The 23,844-nt window shown below is 71.8% G+C and carries 20 protein-coding genes and 1 tRNA gene; 7 read left to right on the top strand and 14 right to left on the bottom strand.

From position 1 onward, the window contains the following. Positions 1-500 precede the first annotated feature (500 nt). Positions 501-1,853, top strand: a complete 1,353-nt coding sequence (locus AB0E94_RS23740; RefSeq protein ID WP_360329496.1) for a ricin-type beta-trefoil lectin domain protein — start codon at positions 501-503, stop codon at positions 1,851-1,853. Positions 1,854-2,068: 215 nt separating this feature from the next. On the opposite strand, the gene AB0E94_RS23735 is transcribed toward AB0E94_RS23740, so the two are convergent. The 3 genes from AB0E94_RS23735 to AB0E94_RS23725 all read right to left on the bottom strand — a co-directional run bounded on the left by AB0E94_RS23735 (position 2,069) and on the right by AB0E94_RS23725 (position 2,746). Then, the gene (locus AB0E94_RS23735; protein ID WP_360329494.1) at positions 2,069-2,383 is read right to left on the bottom strand and encodes a helix-turn-helix transcriptional regulator; all 315 of its coding nucleotides are present in this window, start codon (positions 2,381-2,383) and stop codon (positions 2,069-2,071) included. Beyond that, positions 2,380-2,538, bottom strand: coding sequence for a type II toxin-antitoxin system RelE/ParE family toxin (locus AB0E94_RS23730; protein ID WP_360329492.1), 159 nt, complete (start codon positions 2,536-2,538; stop codon positions 2,380-2,382). The genes AB0E94_RS23735 and AB0E94_RS23730 overlap by 4 nt, the downstream gene beginning before the upstream one ends. A 79-nt stretch (positions 2,539-2,617) precedes the next feature. Continuing rightward, positions 2,618-2,746: transfer RNA gene (locus AB0E94_RS23725), tRNA-OTHER, on the bottom strand. Positions 2,747-2,844: 98 nt separating this feature from the next. Here AB0E94_RS23725 and AB0E94_RS23720 point away from each other — a divergent pair. Next, positions 2,845-3,147: a GNAT family N-acetyltransferase gene (locus AB0E94_RS23720; RefSeq protein ID WP_360329490.1), complete on the top strand. Its 303-nt coding sequence runs from the start codon at positions 2,845-2,847 to the stop codon at positions 3,145-3,147. A gap of 80 nt (positions 3,148-3,227) precedes the next feature. On the opposite strand, the gene AB0E94_RS23715 is transcribed toward AB0E94_RS23720, so the two are convergent. Genes AB0E94_RS23715 through AB0E94_RS23695 form a run of 5 tightly spaced genes read right to left on the bottom strand, consistent with a single transcriptional unit; the run spans position 3,228 to position 11,007 of the window. Beyond that, on the bottom strand, positions 3,228-5,849 hold the full coding sequence (locus AB0E94_RS23715; protein ID WP_360329489.1) for an FtsX-like permease family protein: 2,622 nt from the start codon (positions 5,847-5,849) through the stop codon (positions 3,228-3,230). After that, positions 5,846-8,836, bottom strand: coding sequence for an FtsX-like permease family protein (locus AB0E94_RS23710; protein ID WP_360329487.1), 2,991 nt, complete (start codon positions 8,834-8,836; stop codon positions 5,846-5,848). The genes AB0E94_RS23715 and AB0E94_RS23710 overlap by 4 nt, the downstream gene beginning before the upstream one ends. 2 nt (positions 8,837-8,838) lie before the next feature. After that, positions 8,839-9,513 (bottom strand): ABC transporter ATP-binding protein, encoded by a 675-nt coding sequence (locus AB0E94_RS23705; RefSeq protein ID WP_360329485.1) that lies wholly within the window; start codon positions 9,511-9,513, stop codon positions 8,839-8,841. Continuing rightward, positions 9,510-10,418 (bottom strand): ATP-binding cassette domain-containing protein, encoded by a 909-nt coding sequence (locus AB0E94_RS23700; RefSeq protein ID WP_360329483.1) that lies wholly within the window; start codon positions 10,416-10,418, stop codon positions 9,510-9,512. Before AB0E94_RS23700 ends, AB0E94_RS23705 begins: the two co-directional genes overlap by 4 nt. A gap of 46 nt (positions 10,419-10,464) precedes the next feature. Beyond that, complete coding sequence (locus AB0E94_RS23695) at positions 10,465-11,007, bottom strand: GNAT family N-acetyltransferase (protein WP_360329481.1); 543 nt, start codon at positions 11,005-11,007, stop codon at positions 10,465-10,467. A gap of 59 nt (positions 11,008-11,066) precedes the next feature. Here AB0E94_RS23695 and AB0E94_RS23690 point away from each other — a divergent pair, with 59 nt between their 5' ends. The 3 genes from AB0E94_RS23690 to AB0E94_RS23680 all read left to right on the top strand — a co-directional run bounded on the left by AB0E94_RS23690 (position 11,067) and on the right by AB0E94_RS23680 (position 15,258). Then, entirely contained in the window at positions 11,067-12,314 is a 1,248-nt protein-coding gene (locus AB0E94_RS23690; RefSeq protein WP_360329479.1) for an NAD(P)/FAD-dependent oxidoreductase, read from the top strand. Positions 12,315-12,322: 8 nt separating this feature from the next. Continuing rightward, the gene (locus tag AB0E94_RS23685; protein WP_360329477.1) at positions 12,323-12,850 is read left to right on the top strand and encodes a MarR family transcriptional regulator; all 528 of its coding nucleotides are present in this window, start codon (positions 12,323-12,325) and stop codon (positions 12,848-12,850) included. A 182-nt stretch (positions 12,851-13,032) separates the two neighbouring features. Next, positions 13,033-15,258 (top strand): discoidin domain-containing protein, encoded by a 2,226-nt coding sequence (locus AB0E94_RS23680; protein ID WP_360329475.1) that lies wholly within the window; start codon positions 13,033-13,035, stop codon positions 15,256-15,258. A gap of 7 nt (positions 15,259-15,265) precedes the next feature. On the opposite strand, the gene AB0E94_RS23675 is transcribed toward AB0E94_RS23680, so the two are convergent. From AB0E94_RS23675 to AB0E94_RS23665, 3 genes are read right to left on the bottom strand one after another with little or no spacing between them, the layout of a single operon-like run. Continuing rightward, complete coding sequence (locus tag AB0E94_RS23675; protein ID WP_360329474.1) at positions 15,266-15,895, bottom strand: 3-oxoacid CoA-transferase subunit B; 630 nt, start codon at positions 15,893-15,895, stop codon at positions 15,266-15,268. Next, entirely contained in the window at positions 15,895-16,554 is a 660-nt protein-coding gene (locus AB0E94_RS23670) for a 3-oxoacid CoA-transferase subunit A (protein WP_360329472.1), read from the bottom strand. Before AB0E94_RS23670 ends, AB0E94_RS23675 begins: the two co-directional genes overlap by 1 nt. Next, entirely contained in the window at positions 16,551-17,741 is a 1,191-nt protein-coding gene (locus AB0E94_RS23665) for a thiolase family protein (protein WP_360329470.1), read from the bottom strand. The genes AB0E94_RS23670 and AB0E94_RS23665 overlap by 4 nt, the downstream gene beginning before the upstream one ends. Before the next feature lie 78 nt (positions 17,742-17,819). On the opposite strand from AB0E94_RS23665, the gene AB0E94_RS23660 reads away from it, so the two are divergent. Further along, complete coding sequence (locus AB0E94_RS23660; RefSeq protein ID WP_360329468.1) at positions 17,820-18,704, top strand: LysR substrate-binding domain-containing protein; 885 nt, start codon at positions 17,820-17,822, stop codon at positions 18,702-18,704. Positions 18,705-19,263: 559 nt separating this feature from the next. Here the strand turns inward: AB0E94_RS23660 and AB0E94_RS23655 are convergent. Continuing rightward, complete coding sequence (locus AB0E94_RS23655) at positions 19,264-20,808, bottom strand: LLM class flavin-dependent oxidoreductase (protein WP_360329467.1); 1,545 nt, start codon at positions 20,806-20,808, stop codon at positions 19,264-19,266. Between the two features lie 78 nt (positions 20,809-20,886). Between AB0E94_RS23655 and AB0E94_RS23650 the strand changes: the two genes are divergently transcribed. After that, positions 20,887-21,384 (top strand): MarR family transcriptional regulator, encoded by a 498-nt coding sequence (locus AB0E94_RS23650; RefSeq protein ID WP_360329465.1) that lies wholly within the window; start codon positions 20,887-20,889, stop codon positions 21,382-21,384. Positions 21,385-21,481: 97 nt separating this feature from the next. Here AB0E94_RS23650 and AB0E94_RS23645 read toward each other — a convergent pair whose 3' ends face one another. Both AB0E94_RS23645 and gcvT read right to left on the bottom strand, forming a co-directional pair. After that, positions 21,482-22,768, bottom strand: coding sequence for an L-serine ammonia-lyase (locus AB0E94_RS23645; protein ID WP_360329463.1), 1,287 nt, complete (start codon positions 22,766-22,768; stop codon positions 21,482-21,484). Between the two features lie 3 nt (positions 22,769-22,771). After that, entirely contained in the window at positions 22,772-23,824 is a 1,053-nt protein-coding gene (gene gcvT, locus AB0E94_RS23640) for a glycine cleavage system aminomethyltransferase GcvT (RefSeq protein ID WP_360329461.1), read from the bottom strand. Positions 23,825-23,844 lie beyond the last annotated feature (20 nt).

The following is a 23,844-nucleotide window of genomic DNA, read 5'->3' as shown; positions in this document are numbered from 1 at the left end:
GTCGAGACGTACGCCGATCACGTCTCGAACGTGGCCGCGGTGGGACCCGGAGAGCGCTTTCTCAGGGGTGTGGAAAAGTTAACAGATTCGTCATCGTCGAACAACGGTTTCATCGACGCCCGTGAGAATCCAACTGGCGAAGTGCGCCCCGTTCGAGAAGTGCGCGGCGGTGATCGATCGGGGCGGTCAGCCGAGTATCTCCTGCTAGAGGCGGGTTCCGTGATGATCCATTGTCGGCAATCGTAGGGCGTCAGCAGATGCCTTGCCATGTCTACCTGTTCAGGAACCTCGACATCCGGATCTCTTGCCGGCGAGAAAGCGCTTCCCTAACGGGTCCGCATCCCGCCCCTCGATGCACTGCCGGCGCAACCACGTCAGCTCTGCGAACACCGGCCCACTGCATCGACAGTTGGAAATATTTACGTAACAATGTTTACAGAACGCATCTCAGATCGCCCGTCGCAGCAGATCGAACCACTCCGTACGAGAGGACGTTCTCCGTGACAACGACTTCAGGTTTCACCGACCGGGCGCCGGCCCGCAGCCGCCGGCGCCTCGCAGTCCTTCTCATCGCGGCGGTCACCGCACTCGTCGGCAGTGCGGTCGTCCAGCAGCAGCCCGCACACGCCGCGTGGAATCTCGTGTGGGCCGACGAGTTCAACGGGTCCGGTGCGCCCAGCAGCGCCAACTGGAACTACAACGTCGGCAACGGGCTCAACCCCGGCCTCAATGCCTTCGACGGCTGGGGCAACGGCGAGTGGGAGTGGTACCGCCCCGAGAACTGCACGCAGTCCGGCGGCAACCTCGTGATGCGTGCCAACTGGCTCACGACGCCCATCACGGTCAACGGCCGTAACTTCTACCAGACGTCGTGCCGCATGACCACGGACACGAAGAGGTCCTTCCAGTACGGCCGCATCGAGGCGCGCATGGCGCTCCCGACCGCCACCGGCTCGTGGCCGGCTTTCTGGATGCTCGGTGACGCGTGCGACGAGACGTCCACGGGCGCCTACAACCCGGTGCAGACCTACTACGACCGCCTGCCCACCAACTGGGCCAGTTGCGGCGAGGTCGACATCATGGAACACGCGAACGCGAACACGACCGTTACGAACAACATCTTCTGGGATCTCCGGACCGGCGTGTTCCCGTGGACAGCGGGTCAGAACGCCAACTACGTCGCGAACCCCGCCGTCAACAACCCCGCAGCCTTCCACGTCTATGCGATCGAATGGACGGCCGCGCAGATCCGCTGGTACGTCGACGGCGTGCAAACGCACGTGATCGACACGACGCCGGCGACCCTGGAGGAGTTCCGCAAGCCGTTCCACATCATCTTCAACCTGGCCCTCGGCGGCTCATACCCGGGACAGAACCCCGTGCAGAGCCAGTTCCCGCTCACCGCATCGATCGACTACGTGCGCTACTACCAGGACGGCGGCACGACGCCGCCTACCCCGGGCGGACCTGCGACGCAGATCAACGGGCCCAGCGGCAAGTGCACCGACGTGGCCGGTGACAACACGGGCGGCAACGGCGCGGCCGTGCAGTTGTGGGACTGCCAGGGCACGGCGGCGACCGACCAGCAGTGGACGTGGAACGCGCAGACGCTCCGTACCCTCGGCCGCTGCCTCGACGTCCAGTCCGGCGGCACCACCAACGGCACCAAGCTTCAACTCTGGGACTGCAACGGCAGTGGGGCGCAGAACTGGGTTCAGGAAGGCAACCGGATGCGCAACCCGCAGAGCAACAGGTGCGTCGACTCACCATCCGGCGCCACGGCAAACGGAACCCGATTGCAGATCTGGGACTGCAACGGGTCGCCCGCACAGTACTTCGTGAAGGCCGCGTGACAGCCGACCGAGCGGCCAGCTGACAGTCAGGGCGCAGGAGCGGACAGGCTCCCGCGCCCTTTCCGCGCGTCCCGCAGTCAAGCCTCCCCAAACCGGGCTGCTGTACGGCCCCGGAAACAGCACTGGTCAGCGCCGGAAGACCAGCGCTGACCAGGAACACACGACGGGCAACTTGCCGCCGATCGAGCGCTCGAAGCCCGAGCCGGACAGCGCCCTCAGGCGATCTGCCGTAGGTCGCTGCCGTAGTCGAAGATGATCCGCATCCGGGCACCCAGCGCCCGTGCGTACCGGCTCAGCGTCGCCACCTCGTTGACGTCCAGATCACCGTTCTCGATCTGGCTCACTCGCCCCGGCGAGACGCCCATGAGTTCAGCCACCTGCTTCTGTGTCAGCCCCAGGCGCTTGCGCTCCTCGGCCAGATGAAACGCACCGACCCAGGCCTCGGTCCGGGCTCGCTCCCGCTCGATGGCTTCGTCGTCCCCGTCGTGCAACTCCGCACGGAGATCCTCCCAGTCGTGGAAGTCGCTCATGAGTTCTCCCTCCGCTTTCTCTCCGCAGCGAGCCAACCGTCGTACGCGGTCTCGGCTATCGGAATCGCCGTCCGATACCACCGAGTCCAATCGCCGGCCTTGTTCCCGGCCACCAGCAGCACCGCCTGCGACCAAGGAACGAACACGAACAACATCCGGATCGAGCTAAACGTCCAGCGCACGATTTGCGCAATGCATCAGTTGACCCACACGGAGTTGCAGGTCAACGAGTTGTGGGCCGCCGGGGACTCGAACCCCGAACCTCTCGGTTAGCAAGAGGAGAAGGAAGCGCGACCATGCCCGCGTGAGGCGGAGAGTGGAGGAGCTATCCGTCGAGTGCTCTGCCAGTTGAGCTAGCGACCCGCCACCGATCATCACACCCTCGCCGCCGGGTCGGCCATCGGGTTTCCGGGGCGTCGGGTGGTCGAGTTGCCTGGTGGCGGGCGTGGTTGGATGGCGGGGTGACGATCGTGGTGAGCGAAGTTCCGGAAAAGGGACGGTTCGAGGCTCGGGACGAGGACGGTGAGCTGGCCGGTGTGCTCACCTATCAGGTGACCGGGCCGATCATCGTCTTCACGCACACCGAGATCGACTCGCGGTTCGAGGGGAGCGATGTCGGCTCGCTGCTCGCTCGTGCCGCCATGGACGACTCCCGCAGCCGGAACCGGACCGTGGTCCCGATGTGCCCGCTGCTCGGTGAGTGGCTGGAGAAGCACCCCGAGTACGACAAGCTCGTCGCCCGGTCCACCCGCCGGATCAAGTGAGCAGCTCGGCCCGGATCGCCTGATCAGCGGCCCTGGACCGGCCGAGCTGGTCGGCCCGGAACGGCCGGCAGGGGGCAGGGTCAGATCGGGGCGCCGACCCGGAGGACCTCGGCCAACTGGGAACGACGCCGTAGGGCGGCCTCGGCACGCACCAGTATCGGGGCGGTGACCAGGAACAGCACCGCAACCGCGGCCAGAGCCGGCCACGGCACGACAGTCGCCGGGTCGGTCACCTGGCCGGTCAGCAGGCGCAGCGCCAGCGGGCCGGTGGTCAGTGCCGCGATCAGGATGCCCAGGGCCGGGCCACCGACGGCCGCGACGAAAGCGACGGGCAGCAACTCGCCGACCGCGATCAGGCGGCCCTGCCTCGGGGTCAGGCCCAGCGTCCGGAGGCGGCTTACGGTCAGCCAGCGGGCGGGTGCGCTCGCGGCCGCCGTCAACGCGAACGCGAGCAGGCCCGCCACCAGCAGGAAAACCGCGGTTGCCCAGGTCAGGCGGATCAGGCCGGAGACCAGTGGCGCGGCCCGCCGGGACTGCGCGACTTCGGAACGGGAGACCGTCGACAGGCCGGCGGTGGCCTCGGGGGCGCCGGGGCCGTTCACCCAGATGGTGTTCGGCGGTTCGGTCAGGCCGGCCGCCACGTCGACGATCACCACCTCGGTGGCGCCTCCGATGGCCGGGGCCGCGCCGGTGGCGGTCAGCTGTATCGCCGGTTTGCCCTGTTGAAGAATCTCCACCGTGGCGCCCTCGTGCAGAGCTCCGGTCGCGGAACGGACCAGGGCCTGCCGGCCGGTCAGTTGCGTCCCGGTGAAGGCGCGGCTGTCCACGATCACCAGCCGGGCGGGAGCGAGCTTGCCGTCCGCGACGATCCGCGCGTTGTCCGTGACGTGCCCGATGAGGACCGACGTCACCCCTGGCTCGGCGGCGATCCGGCGCGCGGCCTCAGCGGCCGAGGACGACGAAGGGGACGCGGGCGAGGAGGCCAGGTCGACCCGGACGTCTGCGCCCACCGTCTCCTGGGCGCCGCCGGTCAGGCCGCGTTCCACGGTGGTGGCGGTGACCAGCGCGAACGTCGCCAGCGCGGCCGCCGTGACGAGGGCGGCCACCGGCAGGGCCCGGCCGGAGGTGGCGGACGCCCGCGCGGCGCCGAACACGGCGAGTGGCCGCCGGGACCGCAGCGCCTGCCACAGCACCAGTCCGGTGATCGGTGGCAGCAGGCGGACCAGCAGGATCGCCCCGGCCAGGACGGCGAGGGTGGGGGCCAGCACCGGCAGGCCGGAGCCGATTCCGCGCTGGTTGAGCGCGACGATTCCGGCGGTTGCGGCGATCACCACGGCGGCTTCGGCGGCGGCCCGGCGCAACGCGCCGGTGTGCTGCGCCCACCGGCGGGCCGATCGGTTGGCGGGCAGCCGCCGGTCTCTGGTGGCTGAGGCGGCGTGCACCATGCCGTACGCGGGAACTGCCGCAACCGCCGTGACCAGTACCGGCGCCACCCACGCCGTGGCGACGGCGCCCGTGATCAGGGCCGCCACGGCGCATCCGGCCCCGGCTGCCAGAAGCGCGACGAGCGCCGACTCGATCAGTAGTTCCACGCCGAGCGACGTCAGCGAGGCGCCCCGCTGCCGGGCCAGCACCAGGGCCGCCGAGCGGCGCCGGACCAGCAGGTCGGCGGCGAGCAGCAGCACCAGCACGGCTCCGGCGAGGATCGCGGCGAGCAGCACCCCGGCCTGGATCCGGGCCGTCTCGACCTGGGTGGTGACGTCGTCGAGGACCGAGTCGAGGCCGGTACGCCAGGTGGACGACGTGTCGACGGCGCTCGACGACGCGGACCGGGCCTGGAGGGTGACCACGGTGGCGTTGACCCGCCGGGCGGCCTCCCAGGTCAGGACGGCCGGGTCGGGGACGAACAGCACGGTGCGCTGGAGTTCGTCGCGTTCGAACGCGAGCCGGGCGTCGGGCAGCGATTCGGCGGTCAGCAGTCCACCGAAACGGGTGGTGCCGATGCCGTCGGCGCCGGCGGCCGGGTTGAGTAGCCACGGGGCTTCGGCCCAGGCCGGGTCGGCCGGATCGACAGGCCGGAAAATGCCGCTGACCTGTACGTTCTTCGTGTTGCCGCGCTCGTCGGCGAGTTTCAGGAGCGCGCCCGGCCGTACCCCGAACTGGTTTGCGGTCGCCTCGGAGACGCCGACCTGGACCCGCCATGGTGGCCCGAACCATTCGATCTCGGCGGTTTCGGCGGTCGCCGCCGGCGCGGTCCCGGCCGTCCAGGTGACCTGCGGGCCGGTGCCGCCGGACAGGTAGGCCATCCGGAAGGTTCGCAGCACGCTGCCGTCGGTGACCTTCAGGGTGGGGCTGGTGACGGCGGCGATCGGTGGGCGCAGCATGGTGCGCAGTTCCGGGCCGAGCTCGTCGAGGGCGCGCAGCCGCAGGTCGTTGACGTCTTCGGCGAGGCGGGGCGCGCGGGCCCGGCCGGTCAGGGTGTCGTCGGGTTCCCAGCGGGCGGTGACGGTGATCTTGGCGCTGTCCCCGGCCACGCGGACGGCGTCGCGCACGGCGGCGTCGGCGGTCTGCTCCATCAGGCCCGGCACCGCTCCGGCGAGCACGCTGACCAGCAGCACCACCAGCGCGGACAGGGTCAGCGGCCCGGCGTCGGCCCGGAACCGGCCACGGATCGACGCCCGGTGTAGTCCGGCGATGATCATGAGGCGACCCGGAGGTGGGCGGCGTCGGCCCGGCGGGACTGGACCGCCACGACCGCGGCGACGGCCAGCGCCGTGGCGGCGAGCAGCAGTGCCAGCAGGGCCGCCTCGGCCGGCCACGGCCAGACCGCGGCGACCGCCGGAACCGGCACCCCGCCGGTCTCGGCGCGCACCAGCAGCGGGCTGACCAGCCAGGTCGCGGCGGCGCCGACGGCCGTGCCGGCGACCAGCATCGGCAGCAGGACGACGGTGTGCTGGCCGAGCAGGGTGGTCCGGATGTCGCGGCGGGTCATCCCCAGCCCTCGGAGCCGGGCCACCTCCACCGCCCGGGCCTGTAGGTCGCACGTGACGTGCAGGACCAGCCCGGCCAGCAGCAGCAACACCGCGGCCGGGACGAGCAGGCGCAGGGCTCCGGGCAGGGCGGCCGGGACCGGTCCGGTGGTCAGTCGCGCGGCTTCGCCCGTACGCGTGCGGATGTCTCCGAGATGGAGCCCCGAGGCGTCCGTGGCCCCGGTGACCCACCAGGCGTCGATGGGGAATTGGGGTTCGCCGCGGGCCAGCAGGGCCCGGGAGAGGGTGTCGAGGTCGGCGGCGATGGCGGGAGCGCCGGGCGCGGCCGCGACCGACTCGGTGACCCGTTCGATCCGCACCGGGACCGTGGCGAGACCGACCAGGATGTCGAGTTGGTCGCCGGGGCCGACCGACAGCTGGGTGGCGAGCGCCGCGGAGACGGTGGCCGGCACCGGGCCGGGGGCGGGGAACGCGGTCGCGACCAGCCGGCGGGCCGCATCGGGTGGCCCGCCGAGGGCGACGTTCGCGGTGAGGCGCAGCGACGAGCCGTTCGTGGTGACCTTCGGTGACCGGAGCTGGCCGGAGTAGGGCTCGGCCGAGGCCGCGGTCCAGCCGGCGCTGCCGGGCACCGACAGGTCGACGGTGATGTCGCTGGTCCGGACGCTGTCGTAGGCGAACTCGTCGGCGGCGACCGGCAGCATCACGGCGACCAGCCGCATCCCGTCGACCGGAACGCAGTCCGGCAGCGGGTGCGGCCGCCCGTCGAGCGGGATCGCCGGCGCGGTGCACGCGGTCCGCAGGCCACTGGCGTCCTCGAGGACGAGCTGCGGCGTCACCGACAGCCGATCCGGGCCGGTCGCCCGCCCGGTGACGGTGAGCGCCGCGCCCGTGCGGAGCGGGACGCCGGGCGCCTCGGCCGCCCCGCGGACCGCCACCAGGCGAGGCGGTTCGTCGCCGCCGCCGATCCACTGCCCGATCGCGACACCCCGGTTCACCGCGGGCCGGGCCTGGCCGCCGGTCGCCCGGGACACCTCGGCGCCCTGCCCGGCGACCGCCGGCGCGCCCAGGGTCAGCACCAGGTCGGCGCCGACGGACAGGTTCGCCTGGTCGAGCTGGGACCGGTGCCAGGTCGCGTCGAACGCCACCGCGAACGTCGCCGCCGCGCAGCCCAGCGTGACGAGCAGCCCGGCCGCGACGGCGCGGGGCCGGCGTGCCGCCTCGGACATCGCCAGTGGCAGGGCCAGCCCGGACGCCCGGCGGGCCGCCCACCGGTCGGCGGCCCGCAGCGCGGGCGGGGCCAGGCGCAGCGCGATCACGCAGCCGCCGGCCAGCAGCAGGGCCGGGACCAGCACCCGGACCACGTCGATCCGGGCGTCGGCGCCACCGGAGCGGGCCGAGAACCACGCGCCGGCGGCCAGCGCGACCAGCGCCACGTCGGCGCCGGACCGGGCCAGGCCGGAGCGGGCCGGTGTCGGCAGGAACAGCAGCGCGGCCCCGATCCCGACGGCGAGCAGCTGCGGCCCGCTCAGCGCGGGGCCGGCGGCCAGGCCGGCGCTGTCGAGCGGCGGCAGGTGGGTGAGGGCGGCGTGCGCCAGTGACGACAGCGGCGCCGCGACGGCCACCGCCAGCAATGCGAGCAGCGCGGATTCGGCGATCGCGAGCCCGGTCAGCTGGACGCGGCTGGTCCCGGCGGCGGACAGCAGCGCCGTCTCGGCCGCCCGGACGTCCGCGGTCAGCCGCCCGGCCAGGCGCAACGCGGCCGCGGTCAGCACCGCGCCGAGCACGGCGACGGCCAGCACGGCCGACGAGGTCACCCGCTGCTGGCGTTCGGTGGCGGCCAGGACCGCGGGCAGCCGGGACGCGACCCGCTCGATCTGCACCCGTTCGCCGAGCACCGCCGACAGCCGCCGGTCGGCCTCGCGCACACCCCGGCCGAGCCGGTCCAGTTCGCGGGGGCTGGACGCGCCCAGGTCGGGCCGGGCGGTGATCTCCAGGCGGCTCATCGTCGAGCCGCCGGCCAGCAGCTCCCGGTAGTCCATCAGGAACGGCCCGAACGCCTGCGCGGTGCGCAGCGCCGACCCGTCCCGGTAGTCGGGCACGTAGCCGGCGCCCTCGAGCGGGTCGCGTTCCCAGCCGCCGCCGGCCCGGGGCCGGACCACGCCGACCACGGTCACGGTCAGTTCCGGCGCCGGGTCGCGGACCAGCTCCACCCCGAGCCGCACCCGGCTGCCGGGCCGCGCGCCGAGCGCCTTGGCGGTCCGTTCCAGCAGCACCGCCTCGCCCGCGCCGGGGCGCGGCCATCGGCCGGTCACCAGACTCGCGCGATCAGTCAGGTTCTCCACCCCGGAGAGGTACGCCAGACCCTGCGCGCCGGTCGACCCGATCGGCACGGGCCGCATCACCGTCGACATCCGCCCCGCGAGCACGCTGCCGAACGGCGTCACCGCCTCGCGCAGCACCGAGCGGGTGTCCGCGTCGACCGACGCCACGTCACGAGGCGCGATGGTCACGGTGTAGGCGGTGACCTCGGTCGACGCCGGAACGGCTCGGGAGGCGGCGACTTCAAGGGCCCGATCGGACGTACGGGTGACCAGCAGCGCGCACACGCCGAGCAGGGTCGCCCCGACCGTGACGACCGCCAGCACCGCGGCCAGCAGCGGCCACTGGGCCCGGGCACGCCGGAGGATGAGGGTCCGCACGGCTACGCGTCGACCTGGCCGTCGCTGATCCGGATCACCCGGTCGGCCAGCGCCATCATCACCGGGTCGTGGGTGGACACCAGCGCGGTGACCCCCTCCGACTCGACGACCGCCCGCAGCAGCGCCATCACCGACCGGCCGGTCTCGGCGTCGAGCTGCCCGGTCGGCTCGTCGGCGATCAGCAGCCGCGGCGACCCGGCCAGGGCGCGGGCGATGGCGACCCGCTGCTGCTGCCCGCCGGACATCTCACCGGGCCGCTGACCGGCGTGATCGGAGAGGCCGACCAGGTCCAGCAGCAGTGCGACCCGTTTCTCCCGGTCGGCGGCCGGGGTGCGGGCCAGCCGCAGGGGCGCGCCCACGTTCTCGGCCGCCGACAGCACCGGGATCAGGCCGAACGTCTGGAACACGTACGACACCTTCTCCCGCCGCAGCCGGGACAGCCCGTCCTCGCCGAGCGCGGTGACCTCGTCGCCGTCGACGACCACCGAGCCCTCGTCCGGCCGGTCCAGTCCGCCGACCACGTTGAGCAGGGTCGTCTTGCCGGAGCCGGACCGGCCGACGAGCGCCACCATGCTGCCCGCCTCGACGTCGAAGGAGACACCGCGCAGCGCGTGCACGGTGGCCGGGCCGCTGCCGAACCGCCGGTGCACGTCACGCACGGACACCAGGGCGCTCACGACGGGTCCGGGTGGATCGTCACGTGGTCGGCCTCCAGCGCCAGCCGGACCCGCCGGGTCAGGTCGAGCGCCTCCCGGTACTCGCGGGGGATCTGCACCCGCCCGGCCCGGTCCATCACCGCGTACTCCTCGGCGATCACGTGGGTGTCCCCGTTCGACGACGTCTCGGTGCGGCGCAGCACCTCACTGCTGGTCCGGCCGTCCCGGATCGCGACCGTGCGCTCCACCTGGCCGCTCACCCCGGGATCGTGGGTGACCACCACGACCGTCACCCCGAACTCCCGGTTGACGTGCCGCAGCGCCTCGAACACCCCGGCCGACGTGGTGGTGTCGAGCTCACCCGTCGGCTCGTCGGCGAACAGCACCCGGGGCTGGTTGGCCATCGCCACCGCGATCGCGACCCGCTGCTGCTGGCCGCCGGACATCTGGCCCGGCCTGCGGTCGGCGCAGTCGCCGACGTCGAGGGCGGCCAGCAGCTCGTCGGCGCGGGCCCGGCGCTCGCGGGCCGGCCGGCGGGCGGCGACCATCGGCATCTCGATCACCTCACGGGAGGTGAGGTACGGGATCAGGTTCGACGCGGTCTGCTGCCGGACGAACCCGACGGTGTGCCGCCGGTAGCGGACCCGGTCGCTGCGGGACATGGTCAGCAGATCCGCGTCGCCGACCCGGGCCCGGCCGGCGGTCGGCGCGTCGATACCGGCCAGGATCGACAGCAGCGTCGACTTGCCCGACCCGGACGCGCCCACCACGGCGATCATCTCGCCCGCGTTGACCAGCAGGTCCAGCCCCTGCAACGCCTGGACCTCGATCGACCCGGTCTGGTAGATGCGGACCAGGTTGTCGCAGACGATCAGCGCATCGCGCCCGAACTCCGCCGCCCGCTCCGGCGGTTGAGGCAACGCCACGGAAGTCCCCCGACTCACGTTCCGGACAGATCTTGGGCGTGCCTTTCTAACGTTTCACGGCATCGTCCGTCAACCGCCGCATGCGCAGGCTCCGGATGTGGTCGTCCTCTCGGGACAGCGTCGCCCGTACCGTATCCATGGGTTGAAAGCCTCTCGCCCGGTAGAAACCGATGCCGCCGGAGTCGCCGAGGAACACCGAGACCCACATCTCGGTCCCGCCGGCCGCCCGGATCTGCTCGGTCACCCGGTCCAGCAGCAGCGTGCCCAGACCGCGGCCGCGTTCGTCGGACTCCAGGTAGATCAGTGACAGCTCGCCGGTCGTCGCGTCCGTCATGCCGCCGCCGGCCGCGCCGAGGATCCGGCCGTCCTCCTCGACGACCTGGTAGCCGAACCAGTCCGGCAGCGCCGGCGCGATGTCCCGGGTGATCCGCGGCTCGTTGTAGAACTCGGCGACGCTGCGGTTGATGTACCCCTCGGGCAGCAGGTCGCGGTACGCGTTGCGGTAGCCCGTGGAGCAGATCCGGGTGATGGCGGCGGCATCGGCAGCGACGGCGGGACGGACGACGGCGGTCAACGATGATCTAGGCACGCCCGCAAGATTAATCGGCGTGCCCTTGCCCAAATCATCTTAGTCATTAAGATAACCGTGTGGGCACATCGACCGACTTCTCAGTGGCGATCGCCGGCGCCGGACTCTCCGGGCTCTGCCTCGCCCAATACCTGATGCGATCCGGCATCGACGTGCACGTCTACGAGCGGGATCAGAGTCCCTTCGTCCGTCAGCAGGGCTACCGGATCATCCTGGACCGGCACGGCCTGGAAGCACTGCGCGTGAGCCTGCCCCGCCCGCTCTACCGGCTGGCGCTGGCCACCGGGGACGAGCCGGGCGGACATGTGCGCTTCACCGACCGCCGGCTGCGGGACGCGTTCACCGTCAACTTCAAGATCGAGCCGGACGCGACCCGCCAGGTCGACCGGGCGACCCTGCGGTCGATCCTGATGACCGGGCTGGACGGGCGCATCCACTACGGCAAGGCCGCCGCCGCGGTGGACGGCGGCGGGCCGGCCGGGCTGCGGCTGCGGTTCACCGACGGCTCGGCCGTCCCGGCGTCCGTCGTGGTCGGCGCGGACGGCGTCGGTTCCGCGCTGCGCGCGCAGCTCATGCCCGAGGCGGATCCGGTGAACACCCCGATGGCGGGCATCTACGGCCGGTCGCCACTGTGGCGCGACGGCTGGAGCGTCATCCCGGACGCGCTGCGCACCAGCGGGGTCCTGTCCATCGCCGACCGGCCGGGCCGGGCGTTCTTCTTCACTCCCATGCGGTTCGGCGAGAGCCCGCGGGAGGCGTTCGCCCGGGTGGCCCCGGGCGCCTACGCGCCCACCGCCTACGACTACGTGATGTGGGGGCTGCTGCTGCGCCAGGAGGAGGTGCCGGTCGCCGCCCGCGGGGATCTGCTGGCGCTGCGCGAACTGGCCGTCCGCAAGAGCGCCGACTTCCACCCGCTCGTCCGGCGGCTGGTCGGCACCGGCGAGCTGGACACCACCGTCCTCAACCTCTTCGCCACGGGCACCCGCCCGCGGCAGTGGGCGGTGCCGCGGGCGACGCTGATGGGCGACGCCGTACACGTCATGCCGCCGTTCGGGGCCCAGGGTGGCAACACCGCGCTGCGTGACGCCCTCGTGCTCGGCCGGCGGCTCGCCGAGGCCCGGGCCGATGGCGTGCCGGTGGAGGAGGCGATCACCGGGTACCAGGACGAGATGGTGCCCTACGCCTTCAAGGCCGTCGACACAGCCGCGGGCCTCATGCGCCGCCTCACCGGGGGCGCGGCCGCGCCGCACTGGGTGCTGACCCGCGTGCTACCTCGGCTGCACCGGGTCACCGTGCCGGAGGCATGATGACCGGCATGCCCGACTCGCCGGCCCGCAGCCCGTTGACCGATCTTCCGGCAGGGGAGAAGGGGCCGGAGGAGAGGCGGTCTGCGATCGCTGATCTGATGCGGGCCGGGCGGGAGAACTCGCGGTTGTCGGTGGTGTTCCGGTATGCCGTCGCGGACCGGCTCGGCCTCACCGTGAGTGACCTGGAGTGCCTGGACTTCCTGGCCGATGTCGAGTCGGCCACCGCCGGGCAGATCGCCGAGCGGACCAACGTCACCACGGGCGCCGTGACCAGCATGCTCCGCCGCCTCCAGCAGGCCGGCTGGGTCACGGCCGAGCGTGATCCGTCCGACCGGCGCCGGGTGATCGTCACCCTGCGGCCGGAGCGGGCCGCCGAGCTGGAGCGGCCGTACGAGCGGTTCGCCGGGCGGGTCGGGCAGCTCGTCGAGGGCTACAGCGTCGACGAGCTCGTGCTGCTGGCCCGCCACTTCGGCCGGATGCAGGAGATGTACCGGGCCGAGCTGGACCACCTCGGCGGCGGTGCAGACCGGGCTTAAAACGACCGATAACAGTTTTCCCGAAAATACTTTTCTCAATATCTAATCGGGTTCACGGTTCCGGAACCGTCATTTGTTGCCGACATATTGACGGGCGAAGACGGCGCGATGACAATTTGCCGGAGAGCGCTCTCTGAGCTGCGCTTCATGGTCACCCTCGCCCCCGTCCGATAGGCAGGAACATGACACCCCCGATCCCGGTCTCCCCACGGAAGAGGCTCCGACGCCGCGGGCAGGTCGTGCTGAGCGGCGCGCTCGCCGTCGCCCTCGGCATCACCGTCGCCTCGGTCTCCGGCACCGCGAGCGCTGCGGACACCCTGCTGTCGCAGGGCAAACCGGCCACCGCCTCGTCTCTCGAAAGCGCCGCCTTCCCCGCGTCGAACGCGGTCGACGGCAACGCCGGCACCCGCTGGTCCAGCACGTTCGCCGACCCGCAGTGGCTCCAGGTCGACCTGGGCAGCACCCAGACGATCAGCCAGGTCGTGCTGAACTGGGAGGCCGCGTACGCCTCGGCCTTCACCATCCAGACCTCCGCCAACGGCACCAGCTGGACGAACATCAGCCCGGTCACCACCGGCCAGGCCGGCGTGCAGACGCTGAACATCACCGGCAGCGGCCGGTACGTGCGGATGAACGGCACCACCCGGGCCACCCCGTACGGCTACTCGCTGTGGGAGTTCCAGGTCTTCGGCAGCGGCACCACCACCCCGACGATCCCGACCTCGGACACCCCGGACTTCGGCTCGAACGTGCGGATCTTCGAGCCGGGCACCGCGGCGGCGACCATCCAGTCGGCGGTTGACTCGGCGTTCAACGCGCAGCTGCGCAGCCCGACCGCGCAGTTCGGATCGCAGCGCCACGTGTTCCTGTTCAAGCCCGGCACCTACGGCCGGGTGTGGGCGAACGTCGGTTTCTACACGACCGTCGCCGGTCTCGGGCTCAACCCCGACGACGTGACGATCAACGGCGCGGTCAACGTCGACTCCGGCTGGAACTACGGCGACGAGAAGAACGCGACCCAGAACTTCTGGCGCAGCATGGAGAACCTGTCCATCGTGCCCGAGGGCGGCACCAACCGGTGGGCCGTCTCCCAGGCCGCCCCGATGCGCCGCGTGCACATCAAGGGCAACCTGACCCTCGCCCCGTCCAACCAGGACAACGGGCAGGGCTACTCCAGCGGCGGCTACCTGGCCGACTCCATCGTCGACGGGGTCGTCTCCTCCGGCTCGCAGCAGCAGTGGTACACCCGGGACAGCCGGATCTCCCGCTGGGACGGCGGCGTCTGGAACATGGTCTACTCCGGCGTCCAGGGCGCCCCGGCCAACGCGTTCCCGAACCCGCCGCACACCACCCTCGCGACCACGCCGGTCACCCGGGAGAAGCCGTACCTCTACGTCGACAGCGCCGGCCTCTACCGGGTCTTCGTGCCCGCGCTGCGCCGCAACTCGGCCGGCGCCACCTGGCCGAACGCGGCCGGCACCTCGATCCCGATGCGGGAGTTCTACGTCGCCAAGCCCGGTGACACCGCCGCCAAGATCAACCAGGCGCTCGCCCAGGGCCTGAACCTGTTCTTCACCCCGGGCACCTACACCCTCAACGACACCATCCGGGTCACCCGCGCCAACACCGTGGTCACCGGCATCGGCTTCCCGACCCTGATCCCGTCCGGCGGGGTCGAGGCCCTGAACGTCGCTGACGTCGACGGCGTCAAGGTCAGCGGTCTCACCTTCGATGCGGGCACCACCAACAGCGCGACCCTGATGAGCGTCGGCCGGGCCGGTGTGCACACCGACCACGCCGCGAACCCGATCAGCCTCCAGGACGTGTTCTTCCGGATCGGCAGCAGCGTCCAGGGCAAGGCCACCACCACCCTCGCGGTGCACGCCGACGACACGATCATCGACCACATCTGGGCCTGGCGGGCCGACCACGGTGGCGCGCCCACCGGCTGGGCGGTCAACACCGGCGACACCGGCCTGATCGTGAACGGTGACGACGTCCTGGCCACCGGCCTGTTCGTCGAGCACTACCAGAAGTACGAGGTGATCTGGAACGGCAACCGCGGCAAGACGATCTTCTTCCAGAACGAGAAGCCGTACGACGTGCCGAACCAGGCCGCCTGGATCGGGCCGCGTGGCAACGGCTACGCCGCCTACAAGGTCGCCGACGCGGTCACCGACCACCAGCTCTGGGGTGGTGGCTCGTACGCCTACTTCAACGTCAACCCGGCGGTACGGGTGGACCGGGCGTTCGAGGTCCCGAACCGGTCCGGCGTTCAGCTCCGCAGCGTGCTGACCGTCTCGCTCGGTGACGTCGGCACCATCGCCAACGTCGTCAACGACACCGGCGGCGCCGTCCCCAACCCGGCCGGCAACACCACCCCGCGCAACGTGGTGGCCTACCCGTAACCGGTCCTCACACGAGGAGCTTCACATCGAGCCGGGCGGCGAGTTCGCCCGGCTCGATGCCGTAGGTGGCGGCCACCCGTACCCCATCCGGGGTGACGTGGAAGGTCGCCACCTCGGTGTAGACCCTGGTCACGCACGTCCTGCCGGTCAGCGGACAGGTGCAGGCCGGTACCAGTTTCGGCTCGCCCGACTTGGTGAACAGCGTCATCATCACCCAGACCTGCTTGGCTCCGGCGGCCAGATCCATCGCCCCGCCGACCGCCGGGATCGCGTCCGCGGCGCCGGTGTGCCAGTTCGCCAGGTCGCCGCCGGCCGACACCTGGAAGGCGCCCATCACGCACACGTCGAGGTGGCCGCCGCGCATCATCGCGAAGCTGTCGGCGTGGTGGAAGTAGGCCGCTCCGGGCAGTTCGGTTACCGGCTGTTTCCCGGCGTTGGTGAGGTCCCAGTCGGCCTGGTCGTCGGGGACCACCTCGCCCATGCCGAGCATGCCGTTCTCGGTGTGCAGGATGACGCCGCTGTCCGGGCTCAGGTAGCGGGCGATCGACGTGGGCTGACCGATCCCCAGATTCACATACGCCCCGTCCGGGATGTCGGCGGCGACCAGCCGGGCCAGCTCGTTCTTGTCCAGCGCCATCAGGCCACCTCCACCAGGTGGTTCACGTAGATCGACGGGGTCACGACGGTTTCCGGGTCCAGTTCGCCGATCTCGACGATCGTCGACACCTGCGCGATCGTGATCTTGGCGGCGGTCGCCATCACCGGGCCGAAGTTGCGGGCCGTCTTGCGGTAGACCAGGTTGCCCAGCCGGTCGGCGACATGCGCCCGGATCAGGGCGACGTCACCGCGGATCGGGTACTCCAGCACGTACTCCCGGCCGTCGATCACCCGCGTCTCCCGGCCCTCGGCGATCGGCGTGCCGACCCCGGTCGGGCAGAAGAACGCGCCGATCCCGGCGCCCGCGGCGCGCATCCGCTCGGCCAGGTTGCCCTGCGGCACCAGCTCCAGCTCGATCTTCCCGGCCCGGTAGAGGCCGTCGAAGACCCACGAGTCGGCCTGCCGGGGGAAGGAGCACACCATCTTGCGTACGCGGCCCGCCGCCAGCAGAGCAGCCAGCCCGGTGTCGCCGTTACCGGCGTTGTTGCTGACGATGGTGAGGTCGCCGGCGCCGTGCTCGATCAGCGCGTCGATCAGCTCGACCGGCATCCCGGCCATGCCGAACCCGCCGACCAGCACGGTGTCGCCGTCCCTGACCTCCTTGACCGCGGTCAGCGCGTCGACGATCTGCGTCCTCATGCCCGGTTCTCCACGGCCACGTTCTCCAGCACCACCGCGAGCGCCTGGCCGACACCGATACAGATCGCCGCGACACCCCAGCGCTGGTTGCGTTCGCGCAGCACGTGGGCGAGCGTGCCGAGAATCCGCGCGCCCGACGCACCCAGCGGATGACCGATCGCGATCGCCCCACCGCGGGTGTTGACGATCTCCGGGTCCACACCCCACGCGTCCACACACGCCAGCGACTGCACCGCGAACGCCTCGTTCAACTCCACCGCACCCACGTCCGACCAGCCGATACCGGCCTGCCGCAGCGCCTTCTCGGCCGCCTCGACCGGCGCGAAACCGAAGGCCTGCGGATCAACGGCGTGTGCGGCACGCCCGGCGATCCGAGCCAGAGGATCAATCCCCAGCTGTACGGAGACCCGCCCCGACCCCAGAAGCACAGCCGCCGCACCGTCATTGAGCGGCGACGCGTTACCGGCCGTGATCGTCCCGTCCTTACGGAACGACGGCTTCAGGCGGGCCAGCTTCTCCACACTGCTGTCGGCACGGATGCCCTCGTCGCGGTCCAGGTCGCCGGCCGGGATCACCAGGTCGGTGTAGAACCCGTCGTTCCACGCCTTGTCGGCCAGCACGTGCGACCGGGCGGCGAACGCGTCCTGCCGCTCCCGGGAGATGCCGTACTTGTCGCCGAGCTGTTCGTTGCACTCACCCAGCGACGCGGTCCACTCGGCCGGCATCTTCGGGTTGGTCAGCCGCCACCCGAGCGTCGTCGAGACGGCCTCCATGTTGCCGGCCGGGAACGCGCGCGACGGTTTCGGCAGCACCCACGGGGCCCGGGTCATCGACTCGACCCCGCCGGCCACCACGATCTCGGCGTCACCGGAGGCGATCGCCCGGGAGCCGATGATCGCCGCGTCCAGGCTGGAGCCGCAGAGCCGGTTCACGGTCGCCGCCGGAACCGAGGTGGGCAGGCCGGCCAGCAGCACCGCCATCCGGCCGACGTTGCGGTTGTCCTCGCCGGCGCCGTTGGCGTTACCCCAGTACACGTCGTCGATCCGGGCCGGATCCAGGCCGGGGGCCTTGGCCAGCAGACCGGACAGGGCGGTCGCGGCGAGATCGTCCGGCCGGACGTCGGCGAGCGCCCCGGAGTAACGGCCGAACGGGGTACGAACGGCGGCGTACACGAATGAGTCAGCCATGAGTCCCACGCTAGTAACCAGCTCTGATATTCAGAAATACCCGTTCTGCCGAAACTGAGACTCTGGAAGTATCAAACGATGGAGCTGCGTCACCTGCGCTACTTCCTGGCCGTCGCCGAGGAACGCCACTTCGGCCGGGCCGCCGCCCGCCTCCACATGGCCCAGCCGCCGCTCTCCCAGCAGATCCGGCAGCTGGAGAGCGAGCTGGGCGTACAGCTGCTCAACCGCAACACCCGCCGGGTCGAGCTCACCGAAGCCGGAACCGCCTACCTCGACCGGGTCCGCGCCGTCCTGTCCGCCGTCGACGACGCCGGCGAGGTCGCCCGCCGGATCGCCGCCGGGCTCCAGGGGCGGCTCTCGGTCGGCTGTGTCGGCTCGGCCACCTACAGCCTGCTCCCGGCCGTGGCCCGCCGCCTGCGCGAGGAACTGCCCGGAGTCGAGGTCGCCTTCCGCGGCGAGATGCTCGGCGCCCAGCAGGTCGCCGCCCTCCAGCGCCGCGACATCGACGTGGCCCTGCTCCGCCCGCCCGTCGACGACCCGGGCATCACCGTCCGCACGCTGCGCAGCGACGCCCTGATCGTGGCCCTGCCGGACGGGCACCCGCTGACCGCCCGCACCCGCCTCGACGTCATCGACCTGCGCGACGAGGACTTCGTGATCCACGCCGAACGCGACTCCGCCATGTACGGCACCGTCCGCCGCCTGTGCGACCGCGCCGGTTTCCAGCCCCGGATCCGGCACGAGGTGGTGGAGACCTCGACCCTGGTCACGTTCGTGGCCGCCGACCTGGGCCTGGCGATCGTTCCCGAACCGGTGGCCCACCTGGGAGTGCCCGGCGCCACGTACCGCCCGCTGACCGACCCGACGGCCCGGATCGACCTGGCCCTGGCGGTCCGGTCCGGCGAAGACTCCCCGGTGATAGCCCAGGCCACCCGGGTCCTGACCCAGCTGGCCGCCACCTGACGCACCCCGCCCGGTTCCGGCTGGCCGTGACTGCTGTTTCGGCGGCGCTTCGGCAGCGACGGGAGCCGGCCGGCCGGGGTATGCGGCCGGGACGAGCCCGGCCGTGGTCGCGGCGGCCGGCCGGAGGATGTTCCCCCCACCCCACCGGCCGGCGACTGCCGCGAGCGCCCCGAGCCGCGGTCGTGTCGGTGCGCACGCAGCAGGGTGCGTCGCCGGCCTCCGGAGCATCCGCCGGCCAAGGCAAACCGGCGGCCGCTCAAGTGACAACACGACCAGCGACGTCGTCGTCCGGATCTGCGGACGAACGGTCACCCTGTGCGGTTGGGCCGGGCTCGTCCCGGCCCTGCCATTCCAGCGTGACCGGTCGTCCGGCGGCCACCCGCTGACCGGCGGGTCCGCCCCCGCCACCAGGCGGGCAGACCAAGGACCGCGAGCCGTCGCTCAGGCCGGGAATGGGTGCGCGATAAGCGCGGTGAGCGACGGCTGGCGGTCTCAGCCGTCGTTCAGGCGGGGAATGGGTGTGGGATGAGCGCGGTGAGCGACGGCTGGCGGGCGGGGGCTACTGCATGCCCAGGCGGGACAGGGGCTCGATCAGTTCGCGTTCCTCGTAGGCCAGGTGGGACAGGAGGGTGTCGCTCAGCAGGTTCACCGCCTCGCGCAGCGCCGGGAGGCCGTCGGCGGCGGAGACCAGCGTGACGAGGGCCTTGTCGACGCCCTCCAGGACCTCGTGGATCACGTGGTGTTCCTGTTCGAGGCGGTCCACCACCGGGGCCAGGCGCGGGTCGGCCCGGCGCAGGTGCGGGAACAGGGAACGGTCCTCGATGGTGTGGTGCGTGGTGACGATCCGGCAGTACGACTCGCAGTAGGTGCCGAGGGTCCAGTTGTTCTGGCGCATGGTCATCGTGTTGATGTGGGAGCGGGCCGCGCCGACGTCGAGGGTGCCCGCTTCGACCTGGTCGATCAGGTCGTGGATCTGGGCCAGTTCGCCGCGCAGGCCGTCGTGGACCTGGACCAGGTGGCGCCCGGTGGCCAGGTCGTGGGCCGTGTAGGTGCGATCCGGGTCGGGCGCCGGGCCGGTCGGGCGGGTCCGCTCGTCCCAGACCACGGTGCTGGCTCGGCGTACCCCATCGTCGGGAGTCGGGGTCACGGTGAACGGTGACCGGCCCGCCGTGGTGACCGGCCGTTTCGCCGGGCGGGAGACACCCGCCGCCGAGACGCCGGCCAGGAAGGCCGAGGCCGGCTGCGGGGAGCGGGCGCCGGCCCGTTCGGCGGCCACCGCCGCGCGGACTGCGGGGGCCACCTCGGCGGCGAACCGCTGCAGGTCGTCAGGGTCGTCGGAGGCCAGGATGAACGTGCTGACGCCGTCGTTCAGGGCGAGATCGGTGAGTTCGAGGGCGTCCGGGCGGCCGCCGATGTTGAGCAGGCGGCGGATGTCGGCGGGTTTGCGGCCGGCCTCGAGGGCCGCCTCGTCGATGATCCGGTTGCCGGCCGCCAGGTCGCCGTCCTTCAGGTAGGACAGCGACGGCAGCCAGCCGTCGGCGCGCCGGCCGGTCAGAGCCAGCATCCGGGGCTTGTAGGCGCCCAGCCAGATGCCGACGTCGTGGGCCGGGGCCGGGCCGCGTTTCGCACCGACGACCCGGTGGAACTCGCCGTCGACGCGGATCGGGCCGCGGGCGGTGGCGTCCCAGAGCTGGCGGATGACGTCGATGCCCTCTTCGAGCGCCTGCACGGCCTGGGCGGGGGAGAGGCGGGGCGAGCCCATCGCCTGGATGGCCTCCCAGAACGCGCCGGCGCCGAGACCCAGCTCGATCCGGCCGCCGCTGAGCAGGTCGAGGCTGGCGACGCTGCGCGCGAGGACGGCCGGCGGGCGCAGCGGGAGGTTCGTGACGTTCGCCGCAAGACGCACCTTCGAGGTACGGGCGGCGGCGTAACTGAGCAGAGTCCAGGTGTCGAGGAAACCGGGCTGGTACGGATGGTCCTGGAAGGTGACCAGGTCCAGGCCGGCCTGCTCGGCGGACACGGCGAGCTCGACGACTCCGGTGGGGTCGGCGGCGGACGGGGTGATGAAGGACCCGAACTCGAGTGGGTGGCCGTAGTCGGACATGCGGCAACTGTGACGCGGAAAAGATGTTCTGTCAAACAGAACATTTGAGATGCAGAACTTCTGGGTTAGGGTGGTCGGGTGACGACGCCCCTCGAAGGTGATCTCGGCTGGATGCTGGGAGTGGTGTTCCGTGCCTACGCCAAGGCCGCCGACCACGTCCTCGGTGACCTGCCCGGCGGTCCGCGCGGCTATCAGGTGCTCTCCGCGGCGGTCGGCGAGCCGTCCCGCAACCAGGGCGCGATCGGCGCTGACCTGGGCATCGACCGGACCATCCTGACGTACCTGATCGATGATCTGGAGAAGGCCGAGCTGGTCGCCCGCCGGCCCGATCCGGCCGACCGCCGCAGCCGCCTGGTCGTCGCCACCGACAAGGGCCGCGAGACGTGGCAGTCCCGCCGGGAGGCGCTCAAGCATGTCGAGGCGCACGTGCTGGGTGCCCTGCCGGCGGCCGGCGCCGAGTCGTTCCGGGGCCTGCTGCAGGCGGTCGCCTGCAGCGCTCAGGCCCGCGACCCGCTGACCGACCTGTGCGAGGCGGTCAGCGCGGTCCGGGGAGAAGGCCCGCCCGGAAAACGGTGAGCGGCCCGCCCGGAAAGCGCCGGCAGCCAGCCGTCGCTCACGGCGGTTTCGCGGGCGCGATAACAGCGCTCAGCGACGGCTGACGGTCTTGGGCCGGTCAGCACTCGATGACGTTGACGGCCAGGCCGCCGCGGGACGTCTCCTTGTACTTGATCTTCATGTCGGCGCCGGTCTCCTTCATGGTCTTGATGACCTTGTCGAGGGAGACGTGGTGGCGGCCGTCGCCGCGCAGCGCCATCCTCGCCGCGGTCACCGCCTTCACCGCGGCCATCCCGTTGCGCTCGATGCACGGGATCTGCACCAGGCCGCCGACCGGGTCGCAGGTCAGGCCCAGGTTGTGCTCCATGCCGATCTCGGCCGCGTTCTCCACCTGCTCCGGGGTGCCGCCGAGCACCTCGGCCAGCCCGGCCGCGGCCATCGCGCACGCCGAACCGACCTCACCCTGACAACCGACCTCGGCCCCGGAGATCGACGCGTTCTCCTTGAACAGATGCCCGATCGCCCCGGCGGCCAGCAGAAAACGCACCACACCCTCGTCGTCGGCGCCCGGCACGAAGGTCCGGTAGTAGCGCAGCACGGCCGGAATGATCCCGGCGGCGCCGTTGGTCGGCGCGGTCACCACCCGGCCGCCGGCGGCGTTCTGCTCGTTGACCGCCATGGCGAAAACGGTCAGCCATTCCATCGGGTCACCGTCGGCGGTCAACTTGCGGGCGGTCAGCGAGGCACGGCGACGGACCTTCAAACCCCCGGGGAGTACGCCCTCCGCGCGCAGCCCGTCGTCGATGCAGTCGTTCATGACCCGCCAGATGCCGAGCAGCCCGGCCGGCACCTCAGCCGCCGGCCGCCGCACCGACTCGTTGAGCAGCATCATCCGGGAGATCGACAGCCCCGTGGACCGGGCGAGTTCCAGCAGTTCGGCGCCGGAGGAGAACGGGTACGGGACGGCCACCTGCTCCGGGCGTACCCCCAAGGCGCCGTCCGCCAGGACGAACCCGCCGCCGACCGAGAAATAGGTCTTGGCCAGCAGCTCGGCGCCGTCGGCGCCGAGCGCGGTGAAGCGCATGCCGTTGGGATGGCCGGGCAGCGCCCGCCGCCGGTGCAGCACCACGTCGACCTCGAAGGCGGTGGCGTCCGCGGACGGTTCGAGTGAGGTGTCGACCGTCTCCGGCTCCTCACCCTGGAGACCGAGCAGCACGGCCCGCGGGGTGCCGTGCCCGTGCCCGGTCGCGCCGAGCGAGCCGAACAGCTCGGCCCGCACGGTCGCCACCCCGTCGACCCCGGCCAGGTGGGCGGTGAAGAGCCGGGCCGCGCGCATCGGCCCGACCGTGTGCGAGCTGGACGGGCCGATGCCGATGGAGAACAGGTCGAAGACGGAGACGGTCATCGCTCAGCCCTGCCGGCGGTAGAACGGCAGCGCGACGACCTCGGCCTCTTCGCGGGCGCCGCGGATGTCGACCAGGACCCGGGTGCCGGGTTCGGTGCGGCCGGCCGGGAGGTACGCCATGGCGATCGGGTGCCCGAGCGTGGGGGAGGGCACGCCGCTGGTCACCTCGCCGATGCGCTCGCCGGTGTCCGGGTCGAGGACCGCGTGACCGGCCCGTGGCGAGCGGCGGCCCTTGGTGACCAGGCCGGCGAGCAGACGGTCCGGGGCGGCGGCGCGGAGGGCGGCGGCGCCGACGAAGTCGGTCTTGTCGAGGGCGACGACCCGGCCCAGACCGGCGTCGAACGGGGTGGTGCGGAGGGTGAGCTCGTGGCCGTACAGCGGCATCCCGGCCTCCAGACGCAGCGTGTCCCGGCAGGCCAGCCCGCACGGGACGGCGCCGCGGGAGACCGCCCACGCCCAGATCGCCTCGGCGTCGGAATTCGCGCAGTAGATCTCGAAGCCGTCCTCGCCGGTGTATCCGGTACGGGCCAGCAGCACGTCCCGCCCGGCCAGCTGCTGCGCCTCGATGGCGTAGTAGCGCAGATCCGGGTGCTCGCCCACCACGTCGACCGCCTTCGGGCCCTGCACGGCGATCAGCGACCGGTCCGCCGCGGCGATCCGGACCGTGTAGCCACCCGAGTGCTCACCGAGCATCGCCCGGACCACGGCGGCGTTGGCGGCGTTCGCCACCACCAGGAACCGGTCCCCGGCCAGCCGGTAGACGACCAGGTCGTCGAGGACACCACCGGTGGTGTGGCACAGCATCGTGTACTTGGCACGGCCCACCGCGACCTTCGACAGCCGGCCGACCAGGGCGTGGTCCAGGAACGCGGCGGCATCCTGGCCGGTCACCTCGATCTGGCCCATGTGGCCGAGGTCGAACAGGCCGGCGCCGGTGCGGACGGTGTGGTGCTCGCCGAGGTCGCTGCCGTACCGCAGCGGCATGGACCAACCGGCGAAACCGGTCATCGCGGCGCCGAGAGACTGGTGGACGTGATGCAGGGCAGTGTGGCGCAACGGAGGCTCCTTGTCGGGTC

The organism is Actinoplanes sp. NPDC026670 (assembly GCF_040638175.1).
In the GTDB taxonomy this organism is placed as follows: Bacteria; Actinomycetota; Actinomycetes; order Mycobacteriales; family Micromonosporaceae; genus Actinoplanes.
The sequence above is the reverse complement of the archived record's forward strand: the minus strand, read 5'-3'. Positions and strand labels throughout refer to the sequence as shown.

Excerpts from the sequence above, each read along its gene's own strand:
- AB0E94_RS23715 (WP_360329489.1), bottom strand. The coding sequence starts at position 5,849 with ATGATCATCGCCGGACTACACCGGGCGTCGATCCGTGGCCGGTTCCGG.
- AB0E94_RS23670 (WP_360329472.1), bottom strand. The coding sequence starts at position 16,554 with ATGAGGACGCAGATCGTCGACGCGCTGACCGCGGTCAAGGAGGTCAGG.
- AB0E94_RS23660 (WP_360329468.1), top strand. The coding sequence starts at position 17,820 with ATGGAGCTGCGTCACCTGCGCTACTTCCTGGCCGTCGCCGAGGAACGC.
- AB0E94_RS23645 (WP_360329463.1), bottom strand. The coding sequence starts at position 22,768 with ATGACCGTCTCCGTCTTCGACCTGTTCTCCATCGGCATCGGCCCGTCC.
- AB0E94_RS23680 (WP_360329475.1), top strand. The coding sequence starts at position 13,033 with ATGACACCCCCGATCCCGGTCTCCCCACGGAAGAGGCTCCGACGCCGC.
- AB0E94_RS23665 (WP_360329470.1), bottom strand. The coding sequence starts at position 17,741 with ATGGCTGACTCATTCGTGTACGCCGCCGTTCGTACCCCGTTCGGCCGT.
- AB0E94_RS23675 (WP_360329474.1), bottom strand. The coding sequence starts at position 15,895 with ATGGCGCTGGACAAGAACGAGCTGGCCCGGCTGGTCGCCGCCGACATC.
- AB0E94_RS23735 (WP_360329494.1), bottom strand. The coding sequence starts at position 2,383 with ATGAGCGACTTCCACGACTGGGAGGATCTCCGTGCGGAGTTGCACGAC.
- AB0E94_RS23730 (WP_360329492.1), bottom strand. The coding sequence starts at position 2,538 with ATGTTGTTCGTGTTCGTTCCTTGGTCGCAGGCGGTGCTGCTGGTGGCC.
- AB0E94_RS23685 (WP_360329477.1), top strand. The coding sequence starts at position 12,323 with ATGCCCGACTCGCCGGCCCGCAGCCCGTTGACCGATCTTCCGGCAGGG.
- AB0E94_RS23655 (WP_360329467.1), bottom strand. The coding sequence starts at position 20,808 with ATGTCCGACTACGGCCACCCACTCGAGTTCGGGTCCTTCATCACCCCG.